Below are 17,855 nucleotides of genomic sequence, written 5' to 3'. Positions count from 1 at the left end.
GACACTATGACTGCCCAAACCTTCCTTAAGACTAATCCTGAAGGCAAAGGATACCTGCCATCACGCCGTACCGTTGAGGTTGTAGGGCATGAGCTACTTACTGATAGTATTGTGCGTTTAACTGTACGCGATGAATATATTGCTCAGCATGGTCAGGCTGCACAGTTTGCGAACTTGTATTCGAAGAATAATCAGCAGATTTCTCCACGACCTTTTGGCATTGCTGAGATTAATGGTGATGAGGTGAGCTTTATTTTTGCTGTGGTCGGTCGCGGTACTGCTGAGTTTGCACAGCTTCACGTCGGCGATTCCATCGATATTCTCGGACCATTAGGAAAGCCTTTCGATTTAAGCGCGCCGGGACGATATTTAACCATTGGCGGTGGTTTGGGCGTGCCACCGGTTCTGCATGCGGCTGAAAAATTGGCTGGCCGTTCGGATGCAACATGCACAGCTATGTATGGGTATCGCGATGTGCATTTTGCTGATGATTTTGCTGCACGTTATTGCGATGATGTGCGCAGTATTGACAATGCTCAGGGCAATGTGATTGATTTGCTCAATAGCTGGTTAGAGGAGCAGCAAGGTGAGCAGCAAGCCCAGCAAGACGGTCGTCCTGATTTATCGGACGTGCATATTTTAACCTGTGGTCCACATCCCATGATGAAAGCAGTGGCTTCATGGGCGCGTGAACATGGGGTAGAAGCTCAGTTGAGTTTGGAAGAGCGCATGGGCTGCGGATACGGAACGTGCGTGGTGTGTATTACGCCAACAGTTGATGGCAACAAGAAAGTATGCATTGATGGTCCAGTCTTTACGCGCGAAGAGTTGGGATGGAACTAATCGCGATAGAATTAAGCGCAATAGAATTAAGCGGGGATGGAACTAATGGAGATGTTTGACGCAACCAAACCATACACGTTTACGCATGGCACTGTGGTGGCTGGTGTTGAATGGAAAAGCCCAATCGGTACAGCTGCTGGCACGTATAATCTCGATGCTTGCTCGGTGTATTACAATCCAGCTGTTATCGGTGCTGTATCTACAAAAGGTGTGTCTCCTGTGCCGTGGGAGGGTAATCCTGCGCCACGAACTGCGGAAACCCCAGCCGGTACGGTCAATTCTGTGGGTTTGCAAAACCCAGGTGTAGATCATTATCTTGAGGATGATTTGCCGCGTTTGAAGGCAATGGGCGCCACTGTTGTGTCTAATGTGGCAGGGCATAGCGATGACGATTTTGCTGAAGTAGTCGCTAAACTCGCCGATTCTGACGCGGATATGTTGGAGATTAACGTCAGTTGCCCGAATGTGAAGTCTGGTACGTCGGTGGGGAAGGATCCGGTGGCGTTGGCTAAGTTGCTTAAGCGTTTGCGTCCGCTGACCGATAAACCGATGATTATTAAGCTCACGCCGAATGTGGATGATGTGGTGCCGATTGCGCGTGCCGCAGCAGACAATGGTGCCGATGCTGTTTCTCTGATTAATACTTTCGTGGGCATGCGTATTGATACGCGCACAGGGCGACCGATTCTGGCTAATATTACCGGCGGCGTATCGGGGCCAGCGGTGCATCCGATGGCTGTGGCGATGGTGTATAAAATTCGTCAGACTTTCCATGATTTTCCGATTATTGCGATGGGCGGCACCTTTACCGGTGAGGATGCTTTAGAATTCCTCTATGCTGGAGCAAATGCTGTGGAAGTTGGTTCGGCGGCTTTAGTAGATCCTGCTGCACCTGTTCGTATTGCCTGCGAGTTGGAGGAGCTTTTAGACGAGCGACCTGAGTTAGCTGCTGCCTTAGCTGAAGGCAATAACTGGATTAATATTCACGATAATAAGGGAGAGTACCGTGAGTGCATCAACTGATTTTACGAAGTTTCTGCTTGACAGTCAGGCGTTAAAGTTCGGTTCTTTTACTTTGAAGTCCGGACGTCAGTCCCCATATTTTATTAATGCTGGTTCTTTTAATGACGGTGACCGTATTGCTCGTTTGGGTCAGTTTTACGCTTCTGCTATTGAAGCAGCACAGTCCAGCGGCAAATTAGAACAGTTTGATACTGTTTTTGGTCCTGCTTATAAGGGCATTCCGCTGGCAGTTACCACGTCTATGGCGTTAAGCTCGGCGCGCGGCTGTGCTGTGGGATACACTTTTGACCGTAAAGAAGCCAAGGATCACGGTGATGGCGGCATGTTTGTGGGCACACCGCTTCGTGACGGCATGAAGGTTCTTCTTGTAGATGACGTGATGACCGCTGGAACTGCTGTACGTGAGGTTTTGCCTAAACTGAAGGCAGCTGCAGATGTTGATGTTGTTGGTTTAGTTTTGTCTGTTGACCGCATGGAAAAAACCAAGGATTCCGATGTTTCTGCTGTTCAAGCTGTAGAAGATGAGTTCGGTTTCCCTGTTTTTGCTATCGCAACTATTCACGATATTATTAGCGCTGCGCGTGAATTACGTCATGCTGATGGTTCAGCAGTTATTACTGACGACATCTCGCAACAGATTGACGAGTATTTTACGCAATACGGCGCATAAAATAAATTTTTTGAATCTCGCAGGGAGTATTTTCACAATACTCCCTGCGTTTTTTCATCAAAAAAAACTAGAATAATGGCACATAATATTCATTCACAGTGATGTGATATATCGTGTGAGGCACAATACTAGAGTGCTTCCATTCGGAAGATTCATATCATGTATAAGTTCGATACAGGAATTCGTTTTTGTATTTATGCAGGTTGTGCTCTTGCTGCGTATGGAGAAGTGCTCGATGGTTTCGCCCAATCCTTGCCTGTAATTTTCTGGAGTATACATGCTGCAATCGTTATTTTAATGATTTATGTATTGTGCAAGCAGAAGATAAAACAGGGCTATTTCTTAGGCATATAGGTGTGCTTGTATGTCTTTATGCTATAGCTTTATGGGGAACGCCATGGGGATGGGCATTTATTGTAGGAGTACCTATTGTTATACGATGTTTCGAGAATTACCGACTGTGGCACATTTGAGATTAAAAAGGATGGTCGGTGGCGCATGCCACCGACCATGTATACATATGAATTAATCTTCAATCGTTTCGTATCCGTGACGATGAATAACTTCTTTGAGTTTTTCTACATAATTATTCGCTGCATGTGAAAGGCGAGCGCGTTCGTTAGTAATCCAACCAACCAGCATACGGTCATCGCAGTCAAGTGGAATGGTCACGATTTTTTCTGTATTTAAATCTTCGTTATCAATACCAGAGGAAATGGTATAGCCGTTCAACCCCACAATAAAGTTCAAAATGGTTGCGCGATCGGTTACGTTAATTTGTTTGGACGCATATTCTGGCCAGCGTGCTTCTTCAGCGAAATAGAAGCTTCCTTCTTCGCCTTGCTCAAACTGAATAAATGGGTATGGCTTCAAGTCGTCCATGGTCAGTTTTTTGCGCGATGCGAGAGGATTTTCACGTGAAATAAATACATGCAAACCTGCTGTAAAAAGCGGATGGAATTCCAAGTGCTTTTCGCGCAGCAGCTTATTAATAACGTTACGGTTAAAATCAGAGGTATATAAAATGCCAATTTCTGAACGCATATTGGCAACTGATTCAATAATTTCGCGAGTACGTGACTCTCGAATAGAGAATTCGTATTCTTCGGAATCAGAAGCGTTAATCATATCGACAAAAGCTTCTACAGCAAACATGTAATGCTGGGTCGATACCTGGCATAACTGTTTACGAGGTTTCGTGTTCTTATAGCGTTCCTTCATCAGCTCAGTCTGATCAAGAATCTGACGCGCGTACTGCAAGAACTCAACGCCGTCAACGGTTAAAGCAATACCTTGAGAAGAGCGGGTGAAAATCTCAATACCCATCTCTTTCTCAAGTTCTTTAACTGCAGAGCTCAGCGCTGGCTGAGAAATATATAAAGCGTGTGAGGCTTCGTTCATGGAACCGCATTCCACGATTTTCACAATATATTGAAGCTGAAGAAGAGTCATAATGCTAAGACTATCAATCAGTATTTACTAAATTACTCTAAAGCAACCAAATCATAGTAGGAATCATTCCATAAGTCTTCATCGCCATCTGGCAGAAGAAGAACGCGGTCAGGGTTAAGCGCCTGAACAGCCCCCTCATCGTGAGTAACAAGCACTATAGCCCCCTCATATTTGGAAATAGCACTTAAAATCTCATCACGAGAAGCAGGATCCAAATTATTTGTCGGCTCATCAAGCAAAAGAACATTCGCCTTAGACGTTACCAAAGTAGCAAGCGCTAAACGAGTTTTCTCGCCACCCGAAAGCACCCCTGCAGGTTTCATCACATCATCACCGGAAAACAGGAAGCTACCCAAAATAGTGCGCGCCTGCGTATCATCCAACTCAGGAGCAACAGATTGCAAGTTCTCCAAAACAGTTGCCGAGGTATTCAACGTATCATGTTCCTGAGCAAAATAGCCAATCTTAGCGCCATGTCCCAGTTTCACCTCACCAGTATCTGGCTCATCTACACCAGCTAAAATACGCAAAGTTGTGGTTTTACCCGCACCGTTATAACCCAAAATAACAACGCGTGAGCCTTTATCTACTGCCAAATTAATACCAGCAAACACAATATTCGAACCAAAAGCCTTCGAAATATCCTCAGCCATAATAGGAGTGCGTCCGCATGGTGCAGGAGTAGGGAAACGCAAATCCGCCACCTTCTCCTTCTTACGCATCGGTTCAGTCTCTTCCAACAACTTCTCAGCACGACGCATCATATTCTGAGCCGCCACAGCCTTCGTAGCCTTCGCATGCAAACGAATACCTTGCTGCATCAAACGCTCAGCCTTCTTCTGAGCCACTTCGCGCTCGCGGCGGCGACGTTCTTCATCCACTGCACGTTGCTTCAAATATGCTGCCCATCCAAGCGAATACATATCAATCTGAGCGCGCTGAGCATCTAAATGCCACACCTTATTCACTGTTTCTCCCAGTAATTCAGTGGAGTGAGAGATAACAAGAAAACCGCCAGCATAGCTCTTCAAATACTTTTTCAACCATTCAATAGAATCAGCATCCAAGTGGTTTGTCGGCTCATCCAAGATCAGGGTGTCGGCATCGGAAAACAAGATTCGCGCTAACTCAATTCGACGACGCTGACCGCCCGACAGTGTTCCAAGCTGACGGGGCAGAACATCTTGACTAATACCCAAACTTTCAGCCATAACAGTGGCATCGGACTGTGCAGAATAGCCGTTAGCATTCTCAAAATCCTGCATCGCCTTGTCGTAACGGCGCATGGCTTTGCTCATAATATCGGGATCTGGATTAGTCATGTCGCGCTCGGCTTTGCGAATACGCGAAACGATAGTAGCAATATCACGGGCGGACATAATACGGTCTAGAGCTGTTTGTTCAGGATCATCTGCATGAGTATCCTGAGGCAAATATCCCAGCTTGCCTGAATAGGTTACTTTGCCGGCAGCTGGTAACATGTCTCCCGTAATAACGCGCGTTAACGTAGTTTTACCTGCACCATTTCGGCCTACTAAACCAATGCGATCGCCTGCAGATACGTGAAAATCTGTGGGCGCCAACAATTGTCGAGCGCCAATACGAATTTCCAAACCCTGAGCAGAAATAGCCATTCTTTACCTCAAAAACCTCATATCACCCGAGAACACTGTTCGAAGACGTCGCTCTGAGTAATTACTTAACGCCAATCACTCAACGTAATTACCTGCAAGTCGAAACGCCCATATAAATGTGCTCACAAACTGAGTTCGATAGTAGTAGAAACACGCGAAAAGAGCGAGAACACTACATACCGAGGGGTACATACTACCAACACTCACTTGAGGTCGAGCATATTCATAACGCCAAGAGAAGGAAAGCATCATAGATATTTTTCGAAAATTTGTTCGAATACTTTGTTAAAATGTAATCCGATATATTGAGGAGATGATAGTGACACAGGATATTATTATCGAAAACTTGAACGATGTGCCTTTAGACCGCAAAATCGTGATTCAAGGCGCACGAGAACATAATTTGAAGAACGTTAATCTGGAAATTCCACGCAATAAAATGGTAGTCTTTACCGGATTATCTGGTTCTGGAAAATCGTCGCTTGCTTTCGACACTCTCTTTGCCGAAGGTCAACGTCGGTATGTGGAATCTCTATCTGCATATGCGCGCCAATTCTTAGGTCAAATGGATAAACCAGATGTAGACATGATCAATGGTTTAAGCCCTGCTGTTGCTATTGACCAGAAAACAACGAACCGTAATCCTCGTTCTACTGTGGGAACTATTACAGAGGTTTACGATTACTTACGTTTGCTTTTTGCCCGCACAGGTATTCCTCACTGCCCAGTATGCGGTGAACTGATTACTGCACAAACTCCTCAAGCTATTGTTGATTCTTTACTCAAACATGATGAGCGCACACGTTTCCAAATCCTTGCTCCTGTTGTGCGCGGACGCAAGGGTGAGTTTGTTGAGCTGATAGATAGCTTGCGTGCCGATGGTTACGCTCGCGCTTTAATTGACGGCAAGCTCGTACAATTAAATTCCGAGATTAAACTCAAAAAGCAGAATAAGCATACTATTGAAGTGGTGATTGATCGTTTAGCTCTCAAAGAGGGGATACGTCAGCGTTTAACTGATTCGGTGGAAACCGCTTTACGTTTATCACACGGTTTAGTTATTGCTGATTTCGTAGATCTCGATGAGAAAGATCCTGCTCGACGTCAACCATTCTCTGAAAACCGTAGCTGTCCTAACGGTCATGATTTAGAGTTAGATGAAATCGAACCACGCACTTTCTCTTTTAACGCACCATATGGTGCTTGTCCACAATGCACTGGTATTGGTTCAAAACTCGAAATTGATCCAGAACTCGTTGTGCCGGATGTTACCAAATCTTTAGAAGAAGGCGCTATTGAGCCATGGAATACCTCTAAAACTCAGTCAGAGTATTACATGCATCTACTCGAAGGCTTAGCCGATGATTTAGGCTTCAGCCTGAAAACCCCATGGAATAAGCTCGATGAGGATGTTCGCGATGCTATTATGCACGGTCACGATTTCAAAGTGAATGTGCGCTACAAAAACCGTTGGGGACGCATACGAGAATACTCCACAGGCTTTGAAGGCGTTGTGCGCTCCATGATGCGTCGCCATGACGAAACAGACTCCGACAATATGCGTCAATACTATGAAGCATATATGCGTGAAGTGCCATGCCAAGTATGCAAAGGTAAAAGACTTAAGCCAGAAGTTTTAGCCGTAACCGTAGGCGAGAAAAACATTATTGATGTATGCGATATGCCTATTGTTCGAGCCTTCGAATGGATTAATAATCTCCACCTCGACGGCGCAGCAGCACTCATCGCCACAGAAATCGTTAAAGAAATCCGTGCACGTCTTGGATTCCTTAACAACGTAGGTCTCACATACCTCACTCTCTCGCGTGCAGCCGCCACACTCTCCGGCGGAGAAGCACAACGCATCCGTTTAGCAACCCAAATCGGCTCAGGTCTCGTAGGCGTTATGTATGTGCTCGATGAACCATCTATTGGCCTACATCAACGCGATAATGAACGACTCATTCACACCTTGCATGAACTGCGCGACTTAGGCAATACCCTCGTCGTCGTAGAACACGATGAAGACACTATTACCACTGCAGACTGGTTAGTCGATATTGGTCCAGGAGCCGGCGAACATGGTGGAGAAATTATTTATTCCGGTCACGCTCAGGGCATTACTCAAGCAGGTCGCTCCATTACAGGTGCGTATATTGCTGGCCGCAAGAAAATTGCCGTACCTGAGAAACGTCGCCGCGTCTACAAAACAAAAAACCTGAAAGTAGTGGGAGCGCGCGAAAATAATCTAAAGAACTTAGATGTTGCTTTCCCATTAGGCGTGCTCACAGTTGTCAGTGGCGTATCCGGCTCCGGTAAATCAACACTGGTTAACTCGATTTTGTATCCGGTCTTGGCAGATAAGCTCAATGGCGCTCGCATTGTTCCAGGTAAACATATCCGTATTGAAGGCGTTGACCAGGTCAATAAGGTTATTCATGTTGATCAAAATCCTATTGGACGCACCCCTCGATCCAATCCAGCTACCTACACCGGTGTGTGGGATAAAATCCGTAACCTCTTGGCTAAAACACCTGAAGCACAGGTACGCGGTTATGGTCCGGGTCGTTTCTCCTTTAATGTGAAAGGTGGTCGTTGCGAAGCCTGCCACGGAGACGGAACAATCAAAATCGAAATGAACTTCCTACCAGATGTTTATGTCGATTGCGAGGTTTGCCACGGCAAACGCTATAACCGTGAAACTTTAGAAGTGAAATATAATGGAAAATCTGTAGCCGATATTCTTGATATGCCTATTGAAGAAGCTGCACGTTTCTTCAAATCATATCCTGCTATTGCGCGTTACCTCGACACCCTCGTAGATGTTGGTTTGGGATACATCCGTTTAGGGCAGCCTGCACCAACGCTGTCGGGTGGAGAAAGTCAGCGTGTTAAACTAGCTACTGAGCTTCAGAAACGTTCTAACGGCGATACAGTTTATATTCTTGACGAGCCAACCACTGGTTTGCATTTTGAAGACGTGAACAAGCTGATGATTGTTCTACAAGGTTTGGTCGATAAAGGAAATACAGTTATTGTTATTGAACATAACCTTGATGTTATTAAAAGCGCTGACTGGATTATTGATATGGGTCCAGAAGGTGGTGACGGTGGCGGCACAGTTGTAGCTGAAGGTACTCCTGAGCATATCGCAGATGTGCCAGATAGTTGGACAGGTAAGTTCCTTAAACCGCTGTTAACTAAACATAAAAAGCAATAGAGGAAGTACATGAGCTCTCTCATTGAAAAACATTCTCCAGGAGTATGGCGCAAAACGGCTCAGCAGATGATTAAAGATTCTGCTGAGCAGACGGCTCGTGCTTCATCTGAGCATGCTTCTGAACAATCAACAGGAGTTAATGCTAACGGAGCGCCTCTCTTAGGAGATACCCGCGATCTTTTCCGACCGAGAACTTCCGATATTCCTGCTAATCCTGGTGTGTATAAGTGGCGAGATGAAGATGGTCGCGTTATTTATGTAGGTAAAGCAAAAAACCTACGTAACCGTCTCTCTAATTATTTTCAGCCACTGAACCGACTGCATCCTCGCACTCAAAATATGGTACTCACAGCTCGCAGTCTCGAATGGACTGTGGTGGGCACAGAATTAGAATCTTTAACCCTCGAATATACGTGGATTAAAGAATTCGATCCGCGTTTTAATGTTGTTTTTCGTGATGATAAAACATACCCGTACGTAGCCATCTCTATTAAAGAAGAATATCCGCGCGTGTGGGTTACTCGTAATAAAAATAATCGTAAAGCACGCTATTTTGGACCTTATGCCAAAGTATGGAATATGCGCCAAACCCTAGATTCCATGCTTCATGCATACCCTGTGCGCACATGTTCTCCCGCTATTTTTAATAAAGCACAAAAAACTGGCAGACCATGCTTACTCGGTCATATAGGTAAATGTTCCGCACCATGTGTGGGGCGAATTTCTGCGCAAAAACATCGAGAGATGAGCGAACAATTAGTAGCCATTCTCACTGGCCGCTTGGGGTCGTCTTTCCGCAAAACTCTAGAAGCCCAAATGAAGGAAGCCAGTGCTGAACTCGAGTTTGAGAAAGCAGCAAAACTGCGCGACCAAATAACTGCTTTAGATTCGGTTCTTGAACAAAATGCTGTTGTTTTTTCCTCCGATGTGGACGCAGATATTATTGGTATCGACACTGATGAACTTGAAGCCAGCGTGCATACTTTCTTCGTACGTGCTGGCACTATTCGCGGTGAACGCGGATGGTCTGTTGAACGTGTGGAAGATGTAACCAACGCTCAATTACTCAGTGATCTCATCACTCAGGTCTATTCAGCTGCTGTGGAGGAACAGGCAGATGATCGAACGAGCGAGCAAGGTCTTGCGGCTATTAAAGTTTCAGAAAACCGCAGCGCTCTAGCTCCAACCCAGCAAGCAACTGCCACAGACAGTATGAGCCGCGCTCAGGCAACAAAACAACGCCGCGAGCGTGAAGAAATGACGGGGCGTAACGATTTACTCTCACCCATTTCTCCTATTCCGCGTGAGATTATTGTGCCTTTTATTCCCGACCGTGTGGATGATTTAGAACAATGGCTGAGTACTCTTCGCGGTTCTTCGGTTACTATTCGAGTAGCTGAAAGAGGGGAGAAAAAGACACTTCTTGACCGCGCTACAGCAAATGCTCAGCAAAGTCTCAAAAGAGCTAAATCTAGTCGAGTTACTGATTTAGCTGCTCGTTCGGAAGCATTGAACGATATTGCAGATGCTCTTATGTTAGACAAAGCACCGCTACGTATTGAATGTTTTGATATTTCCAACGCTTCTGGTGGTTCTTTCCAAGTGGCGTCGATGGTTGTTTTCGAAGATGGCATAGCTAAGAAAAATTACTATCGTCACTTCGCTATTCGTGGTTCAGATGGACAAGGAGCTGTGGACGATACTGCTGCTATCTATGAAACTCTGACGCGACGTTTTAAGCATGGTAATATTTCGGGCGATACAGGGGAGAGCTTAGAAGATGAGAAACGCGCTGAAAAAACGCAGCTGAATGATGTTGTCCAGCAGGATACAAACCGTCGTCGTTTCGCATACAAGCCAAATCTCATTGTGGTTGATGGTGGTCAGCCTCAAGTCAAAGCAGTTCAAAAAGCACTACAGGACTGCAATGTTCATGATGTAGCAGTATGCGGTTTGGCCAAAAAACTCGAAGAAGTATGGCTACCGGACGATGATTATCCAGTTATTTTGAAGCGCCAATCCGAAGGAATGTATTTACTGCAACGAGTACGCGATGAGTCTCATCGTTTCGCTATAACCTATCATCGTAAAACACGGCGAAAAGGAGCTTTACGCTCGGCTTTGGATGATATTCCTGGTATTGGTCCAGCTTTCCAAAAGAAACTGCTCAATCACTTTGGTTCTGTTCGTGCCATGCGTGAAGCCAGCGTAGAAGACTTCCTGCAGGTTCAAAGTGTTGGCCAATCCAAAGCAGAAGTGCTTTATAAAGCTCTGCATGTGGAACAATCCGAAGAATAAAAAAACCGTTTCGTCCAGACGACTCAAGAGTATGGAATTATGAACGCAGATAACACATCTTCCAGCACAGGTAACCAAGCAGCTGTTCTCGGTTCACCTATTGCGCATTCGCTTTCACCAGTACTGCACAACACGGCGTATGAAGCCTTGCAGTTAACGGATTGGCAGTATGGTCGCCACGATATTACTGCCGAAACACTCGAAGATTTCTTCTTAAGCATCAATGATTCATGGGCGGGCGTGAGCATGACCATGCCACTGAAACAGAAAGCTCTGGAATTTGGTGAAGTCAGCGATGAGCGCGTAGCTTTCTTAGGAGTGAGTAATACAGCTGTTTTTGACTGGCAACGTAGCAATCCTCAGCATGAGAATATGCCACATATTAGTTTGTATAACACTGATGTTGATGGTGTAAAGCTCACTTTTGCTGACGAATTCAATATTGGCAACGCAAGCGATGCTCGCGTATGCATTATTGGTTCAGGATCAACAGCAATGTCTGCTATGGCAGCACTGATTGAAATAGGAGCTCGAGACTTTGTCATCTGTGCAGCGGATGCTGAGCAAGCATCGGCTATGCGCACAAAAATGAGTTCTTATCAGAAGTCACAGGCTCACATTGATGTGCAGCCGTGGGGTAGTGCTGTTAAGCACATACAGCAGTCAGACATTATTATTTCTACAGTTCCAGCTCATGCTACCGATGGTCTTGCTCAAGAAATCAATAATCTTGCTGCAAATATTTCGCTTACTAATAAGCATCTGCTCGATGTTATTTATGATCCTCGCCCTACTCAGTTGATGCAATCACTGAGCGCACGTGAGGCGATTGTGCGCGGGGGAGAGCATATGCTGTTGCGTCAGGCTCTGGCACAGGTCGCTTATATGACGCATCTGCCAGTACGTCATGTTATTGATACTGCGTTCGCTCATATGAAAACTGCATTATTTGAACAGCTCTAGCGCTAAACTAGGAAGCTATGGAGAAGATGGTCTCACACACGAATAGCACAGAGTATATCTCGTCCACCGATACCGAGCAGAACAGCACCAATGATTTTGAGGTTCTGCTTATTACAGGCATGTCTGGTGCAGGACGTTCACGCGCTGCAGACAGTGTAGAAGATATCGGTTGGTATGTGGTCGATAATCTTCCTCCAATGCTGCTCATTCCGTTAGTTGATATGATGACCTCATCTGGTTCGAAAGTGCATAAACTTGCTGCAGTTATTGATGTACGTTCACGCAGCTATTTCGATGATCTCAGCCAAGTTCTTGCACATTTAGAGGATTTAGACGTAAAAACGCGCATTCTCTTCCTCGATGCTAGTGATGACGTTCTCGTTAAACGCTACGAATCTGTGCGACGTCCTCATCCCCTCCAAAATGGAAATCGCCTTATTGACGGTATTAATGAGGAACGCGAACTTCTCGGTGCACTCAAAGAGCGAGCAGATATTATTTTAGACACATCCCGCACAAGTATTCATCAGCTCTCAACTCAGCTGTATGAATCTCTTGTAGGAACCGGCGCCAAAACCGTCAATGTGCATATTTTCAGCTTCGGTTTTAAGCACGGTGTTCCATCCGATGCGGATTTTGTTTTTGATGTTCGATTCCTTCCTAACCCTTTCTGGGTGCCAGATTTACGTGCTCTCAACGGTATGGATGAAGCAGTATCGGACTATGTTTTACACAGTCAAGGTGCTACGGAGTTCTTAGACGCTATCGAAAAATCGTTAAACATCGCTTTAGATGGTTATGCGCGTGAAGATAAGCATTTCGTTACGATAGCAATTGGTTGCACAGGCGGGCAGCATCGCTCTGTAGCCATGAGCTACGAGCTAGCAAAACGTCTCAAAGCGAACGGCTTAACAGTAACCGTATCTGGACGAGAGCTAGAAAGAATGCGTCACAACTAACGACTTTTGTCAAGAAATAATCAAGAAAATAATCTATCCACGGTTATGGTTACACTAAACTTCGGATAATTTGCTTTCAAAACCCAAGGAGGCGCCGTGTCACTGCTCGACGAGGTCAAAAACGAACTCGCAGCAATCACTGATGACTCGTCATTAGCCAAGCAAGCTCAAGTCTCAGCTATGTTGCGCTTTGGTGGCGGTATTCAGGTCGTTAAAAATATTCCTATTGTTGTCAGTCAGTTCACCAGCGCAACCGCAGCGCGTTGGCTTCAAAGCTCTATTCGTGAGATTTGGGGATACGATGCGGAGTTGCGTAAGGGAACATCAACCTTACCTTCTGGCGAAACAGTAGAATATTATCTTGTTGCTATTACGCGTGATGGTAAGCGTCTCGCTCTTCAATCCGGCCTTCTCGATCAGCGTTCTATGGAAGTGCATGGCATAGCTCCTGCCCATATTCAAGGTAATATTGCTCAGGTCAAAGCCGCTTGGCGTGGTGCATTCCTCGCCAAAGGACGTTTGAGCGATCCAGGAAAATCAAGCCTTCTGGAAATCGTATGTCCAAGCGTTGAGGCAGTAAACGATTTAATTATTGCTGCTCGTCGTCTCGGTATTACTACAAAACCTCATCGCGTCCATTCATCTGTACGTGTGCGTTTAAGCGATCCTGATGTTATTGAACGCATGCTTATTTTGATGGGTGCAAATACAACTGCCCGCGAATGGAGCGGCAAGCGCGTAGAAGGAGAGAGCCGAGGCAAGGCAAACCGTCTGGCAAATTTCGATGACGCTAATATGCGTCGTAGCGCTAAGGCTGCTGTAGAAGCTAGTCAAAAAGTGCGTAAAGCTTTCGAAATTCTGGGCGATGATATTCCTGAGAACTTGCGCGCAGCCGGTCAGCTTCGCCTCGATCATGGCGATGCTAGTTTGGAAGAACTTGGCCGTTTGGCAGATCCTCCTATTACGAAGGATGCCATTGCAGGTCGAATCCGTCGTCTGCTACAGCTGGCAACAAAGGTTGAGAAACAGCGTGCAGCAGCAGCGGAAAAGAACTAAACTTCATAAAGAGCGACAATAGAAAGGAAGCTTATGAAGACTCTCAAAGATTTGGGTGATTTGTCTGGCAAGCGTGTGCTTGTTCGTGCTGATTTTAACGTACCACTCGATGGTACGACTATCACTGATGATGGTCGTATTCGCGCTGCACTGCCAACAATTAACGCGCTGCGTGAACAGGGTGCGAAGGTTATTGTTATGGCACACTTGGGCCGTCCAAAGGGACAAGTTGTTCCAGAGCTCAGCTTGGCTCCAGTAGCAGCTCGCTTGGGTGAATTATTAGACGCTCCTGTGGCTTTGGCAGCTGACACCTATGGTGAAGATGCTCAGGCTAAGGTAGCAGCTATGAACAATGGTGATGTTGTTCTGCTCGAAAACGTGCGCTTCAATAAGGAAGAAACCTCCAAGGATACTGATGAGCGCGCTGCTTATGCAAAGAAGATTGCTGCTTTGGGCGATGCTTTCGTTTCTGATGGCTTCGGTGTTGTTCACCGTGCTCAGGGTTCTAACTACGATGTAGCAACCGATTTGCCATCTGCAGCAGGTTTACTTGTTGAAAAGGAAGTTACTGCTCTGTCTAAGGCAACCGACAACCCAGAGCGTCCATTAACTGTTGTTTTGGGTGGTTCTAAGGTATCTGACAAGCTCGGCGTTATTTCCAACCTCTTGAACAAGGCTGACCGTTTGGTTATCGGTGGTGGTATGGTCTTCACCTTCCTCAAGGCTTTGGGCTATGAAGTAGGAAAGTCTTTGCTGGAAGAAGATCAGGTTGAAACCGTTAAGGGCTACTTAGCAACTGCTAAGGAAAACGGTGTAGAAATCGTTCTTCCAACCGATATTTTGGCTGCTGATGCCTTCGCTGCAGACACCGCTTATGAAGCTGTTGCTGCGGATGCTATTCCTGCAGACAAGATTGGTTTGGATATTGGTCCAGAATCTCAGAAGCTCTTCCACGACAAGATTGTTGATTCCAAGACTGTTGTATGGAATGGTCCTATGGGCGTATTTGAGTTCGAAAACTTCGCAGGTGGTACCCGCGCTGTGGCTCAGGGCTTGATTGACGCTACAGCAGATAACGGCGCATTCTCCATTGTTGGTGGTGGCGATTCTGCTTCTGCAGTGCGTAACCTCGGTTTCGATGAGAGCAAGTTCTCTCATATTTCCACCGGCGGCGGAGCTTCCCTCGAATTCCTCGAAGGTAAGACTTTGCCAGGTTTGAGCGTTCTCGACTAAGAGCGGCGATAACGTTAGAGGCGACGTTATGATGGCAGCTGTGCGTAGTTTTCTACAGCGTATAGCTGCCATCTTTTATACACGTACTCTTTTTTATACACGTACACAGAAAAGTGAGCACAATATGAGCAGCACACGACGTCCCCTTATTGTGGGCAATTGGAAGATGAACCTTGATCATCGCGAAGCAACCTATTTTGTGCAAAAACTCGCATGGTTGCTGCGCGACGCTCACTTTGATTACGAAGACTGTGATATCGCTTTACTTCCACCTTTTACTTCGATTCGCAGCGTACAAGTTCTCGTTGAAGCCGACCGTTTGCACGTTGATTACGGCGCTCAGACTGTATCTGTTACCGCTCAAGGAGCTTTTACCGGCGACGTATCTGCCGATATGCTCTCGGCTTTAGGATGCCGTTACGTTCTTGTTGGACATTCCGAACGCCGCCGCTACCACTCAGATGACGATGCTAACCTCGTCGATCAGGTTCGTGCTGTTTTAGCTGACGGCATGCAACCAATTTTATGCGTAGGCGAGGGGTATGAAGAACGTCGCGAAGGTATTGAACTTGATTATGCAGTGGGCCAGGTAGAAGATATTACCCGCGATTTGTCCGAAGAAGATGCGCGCAAAATGATTATCGCGTACGAACCAGTATGGGCGATTGGCACCGGTTTAGTAGCCACTCCGCAGTCCGCCCAAGATGCGGCTGCAGCTATTCGCACGCACTTGACTCGTACGTATTCTCCTGAGACCGCGCAAACTGTGCGCATTTTGTACGGCGGCTCCGTAACAGCGCAGAACGCGACGTTAATTATGAACGAGGCACGCGATATGGATGGATTCCTGATTGGGGGAGCGAGCCTGAACCCAGAAGAATTCTCGTCTATTATTCGCTTAACGCACAAGGCAGCTAAAAAGCGCGTTTAGTTTTGATTTTTCGAGGCTCTACTGTATTCTTAAAGAGGTTTTTATTGGAGGTGCAATGAACTGGTTGTTCGTTCTTAAGGTAACACTCGAAGTTATCGTTGTAATTCTGAGCGTTATGCTCACAGCGCTTATTCTGATGCACAAGGGTAAGGGCGGCGGTTTGTCCGATATGTTCGGCGGAGGTATTTCTGCAAATGCTGGAACATCTGGTGTGGCAGAGCGTAACTTGAACCGCATTACCGTAACCATTGCATTAATCTGGATTGCTTTGATTATTGTTCTGGACTTCATGGTGAAGTACGGTTGGGGAGCTTAAGCTTCTTTCTATAGAGATTTTATTGTGGGGACTCACTCGAGAGGGTGAGTCCCCATTTTTATTTGCCCTTCATCTCATACGCAAATGCCCCGCTACCTTTTGATAGCGGGGCATTACAGTTAAGAAATAGTTGAAACTAGATCACAACTATGCGTTTACGCGGTCAATACCTGCCTGAACATCAGCAATCACGGAATCCCAAGACTTGATGAATGCAGCCACGCCATCAGCCTCGAGCTTATCGGTAACCTTCTTGATGTCAATGCCGAGCTCAGCAAGCTTGTCCATAACAGCATGAGACTCTTCGTAGGTGCCCTTAATGGAAGGAGCGCCGTTACCCTGCTCAGCTAAAGCGTTGAGGGTCTTCTCTGGCATGGTGTTTACAACATCTTCTGCCACGAGTTCATCCACATACTTGGAAGGGGAGTATGCTGGGTTCTTGGTACCAGTAGAAGCCCACAATGGACGCTGACGCTTTGCACCAGCAGCTTCGAGCTCTGCCCATGCTGGATCGTTAGCAAACTTGTTCTCGAACAATTCGTAAGCAATGCGTGCGTTTGCAACTGCAGCCTTGCCTTCGAGAGCCTTAGCTTCGTCAGTACCAATCTCTTCGAGCTGAGCATCAATAGCAGAATCAACGCGAGATACGAAGAAGGAAGCTACGGAAGCAATCTTGGTGAGGTCGTGACCGTTAGCGTGTGCCTGCTTAATACCTTCAATGTAAGCGTCGATAACCTGCTCGTAGCGCTCGATGGAGAAGATCAAGGTTACGTTTACAGAGATACCCTTAGCAAGGGTAGCAGTGATTGCTGGCAAACCTTCGAGGGTTGCAGGAATCTTGATCATTGCATTTGGACGGTTAACCTTTTCCCACAATTCCACAGCCTGCTTTGCAGTGTTCTCTGTGTCGTGTGCAAGGCGAGGATCAACTTCGATGGAAACGCGACCGTTTACGTAATCGGTTGCTTCTGCAATCTCACGGAAGATATCGGTTGCGTTACGTACGTCGGTGGTGGTGAGCTCGCGAATAGCGGTTTCTACATCTACCTTGCCGAGTTCCTTAAGCTGCTCATCGTATGGACCAACCTCAGCCAATGCCTTCTGGAAGATCGAAGGATTGGTGGTTACGCCAACAACGTTCTTGTTAGCAATGAGATCCTGCAAAGAGCCAGACTCAATGCGGGAACGGCTCAAATCATCGAGCCAAATGGAAACGCCAGAGTCGCTGGTCTTCTGTGTATGCACATTCTGTGCCAT

14 protein-coding genes are annotated in these 17,855 nt (G+C 46.3%); 11 read left to right on the top strand and 3 right to left on the bottom strand.

Translation table 11 applies throughout. From position 1 onward, the window contains the following. The first annotated feature begins 6 nt into the window (after nt 1–6). From G464_RS0101695 to pyrE, 3 genes are read left to right on the top strand one after another with little or no spacing between them, the layout of a single operon-like run. Entirely contained in the window at nt 7–843 is an 837-nt protein-coding gene (locus tag G464_RS0101695; RefSeq protein ID WP_022856482.1) for a dihydroorotate dehydrogenase electron transfer subunit, read from the top strand. A gap of 51 nt (nt 844–894) precedes the next feature. Continuing rightward, nucleotides 895–1,866: a dihydroorotate dehydrogenase gene (locus G464_RS0101690; RefSeq protein WP_026472527.1), complete on the top strand. Its 972-nt coding sequence runs from the start codon at nt 895–897 to the stop codon at nt 1,864–1,866. Continuing rightward, nucleotides 1,850–2,536, top strand: coding sequence for an orotate phosphoribosyltransferase (pyrE, locus tag G464_RS0101685; RefSeq protein ID WP_021618364.1), 687 nt, complete (start codon nt 1,850–1,852; stop codon nt 2,534–2,536). The genes G464_RS0101690 and pyrE overlap by 17 nt, the downstream gene beginning before the upstream one ends. A 525-nt stretch (nt 2,537–3,061) precedes the next feature. Here the strand turns inward: pyrE and G464_RS0101675 are convergent. Both G464_RS0101675 and G464_RS0101670 read right to left on the bottom strand, forming a co-directional pair. Next, nucleotides 3,062–3,988: a LysR family transcriptional regulator gene (locus tag G464_RS0101675; protein ID WP_021618366.1), complete on the bottom strand. Its 927-nt coding sequence runs from the start codon at nt 3,986–3,988 to the stop codon at nt 3,062–3,064. Nucleotides 3,989–4,020: 32 nt separating this feature from the next. After that, entirely contained in the window at nt 4,021–5,622 is a 1,602-nt protein-coding gene (locus tag G464_RS0101670) for an ABC-F family ATP-binding cassette domain-containing protein (protein WP_021618367.1), read from the bottom strand. Between the two features lie 319 nt (nt 5,623–5,941). On the opposite strand from G464_RS0101670, the gene uvrA reads away from it, so the two are divergent. The 8 genes from uvrA to secG all read left to right on the top strand — a co-directional run bounded on the left by uvrA (nt 5,942) and on the right by secG (nt 16,598). Beyond that, a complete protein-coding gene (uvrA, locus tag G464_RS0101665; RefSeq protein WP_022856480.1) occupies nt 5,942–8,842 on the top strand; it encodes an excinuclease ABC subunit UvrA in 2,901 nt (966 codons plus the stop codon). A gap of 9 nt (nt 8,843–8,851) precedes the next feature. Then, a complete protein-coding gene (gene uvrC, locus G464_RS0101660; RefSeq protein ID WP_022856479.1) occupies nt 8,852–11,140 on the top strand; it encodes an excinuclease ABC subunit UvrC in 2,289 nt (762 codons plus the stop codon). Between the two features lie 39 nt (nt 11,141–11,179). After that, nucleotides 11,180–12,103 carry a shikimate dehydrogenase family protein gene (locus tag G464_RS0101655; protein ID WP_021618370.1) on the top strand — a complete coding sequence of 308 codons (924 nt, stop codon included), beginning with the start codon at nt 11,180–11,182 and terminating at the stop codon, nt 12,101–12,103. A 26-nt stretch (nt 12,104–12,129) separates the two neighbouring features. Beyond that, complete coding sequence (gene rapZ / locus G464_RS0101650; RefSeq protein WP_022856478.1) at nt 12,130–13,062, top strand: RNase adapter RapZ; 933 nt, start codon at nt 12,130–12,132, stop codon at nt 13,060–13,062. A gap of 96 nt (nt 13,063–13,158) precedes the next feature. Beyond that, the gene (gene whiA / locus G464_RS0101645) at nt 13,159–14,118 is read left to right on the top strand and encodes a DNA-binding protein WhiA (protein WP_021618372.1); all 960 of its coding nucleotides are present in this window, start codon (nt 13,159–13,161) and stop codon (nt 14,116–14,118) included. 33 nt (nt 14,119–14,151) lie between these two features. Further along, nucleotides 14,152–15,351, top strand: coding sequence for a phosphoglycerate kinase (locus G464_RS0101640; RefSeq protein WP_021618373.1), 1,200 nt, complete (start codon nt 14,152–14,154; stop codon nt 15,349–15,351). Between the two features lie 124 nt (nt 15,352–15,475). After that, nucleotides 15,476–16,282, top strand: a complete 807-nt coding sequence (gene tpiA / locus G464_RS0101635; RefSeq protein ID WP_026472525.1) for a triose-phosphate isomerase — start codon at nt 15,476–15,478, stop codon at nt 16,280–16,282. Between the two features lie 64 nt (nt 16,283–16,346). Further along, the gene (gene secG, locus G464_RS0101630) at nt 16,347–16,598 is read left to right on the top strand and encodes a preprotein translocase subunit SecG (RefSeq protein WP_026472524.1); all 252 of its coding nucleotides are present in this window, start codon (nt 16,347–16,349) and stop codon (nt 16,596–16,598) included. Nucleotides 16,599–16,745: 147 nt separating this feature from the next. Here the strand turns inward: secG and tal are convergent, their stop codons facing one another. Next, nucleotides 16,746–17,855, bottom strand: coding sequence for a transaldolase (tal, locus tag G464_RS0101625; protein ID WP_022856476.1), 1,110 nt, complete (start codon nt 17,853–17,855; stop codon nt 16,746–16,748).

The sequence above is a fragment of the Alloscardovia omnicolens DSM 21503 genome, from assembly GCF_000420505.1.
Taxonomy (GTDB): Bacteria; Actinomycetota; Actinomycetes; order Actinomycetales; family Bifidobacteriaceae; genus Alloscardovia; species Alloscardovia omnicolens.
This window is presented reverse-complemented; position numbering and strand designations above follow the sequence as displayed.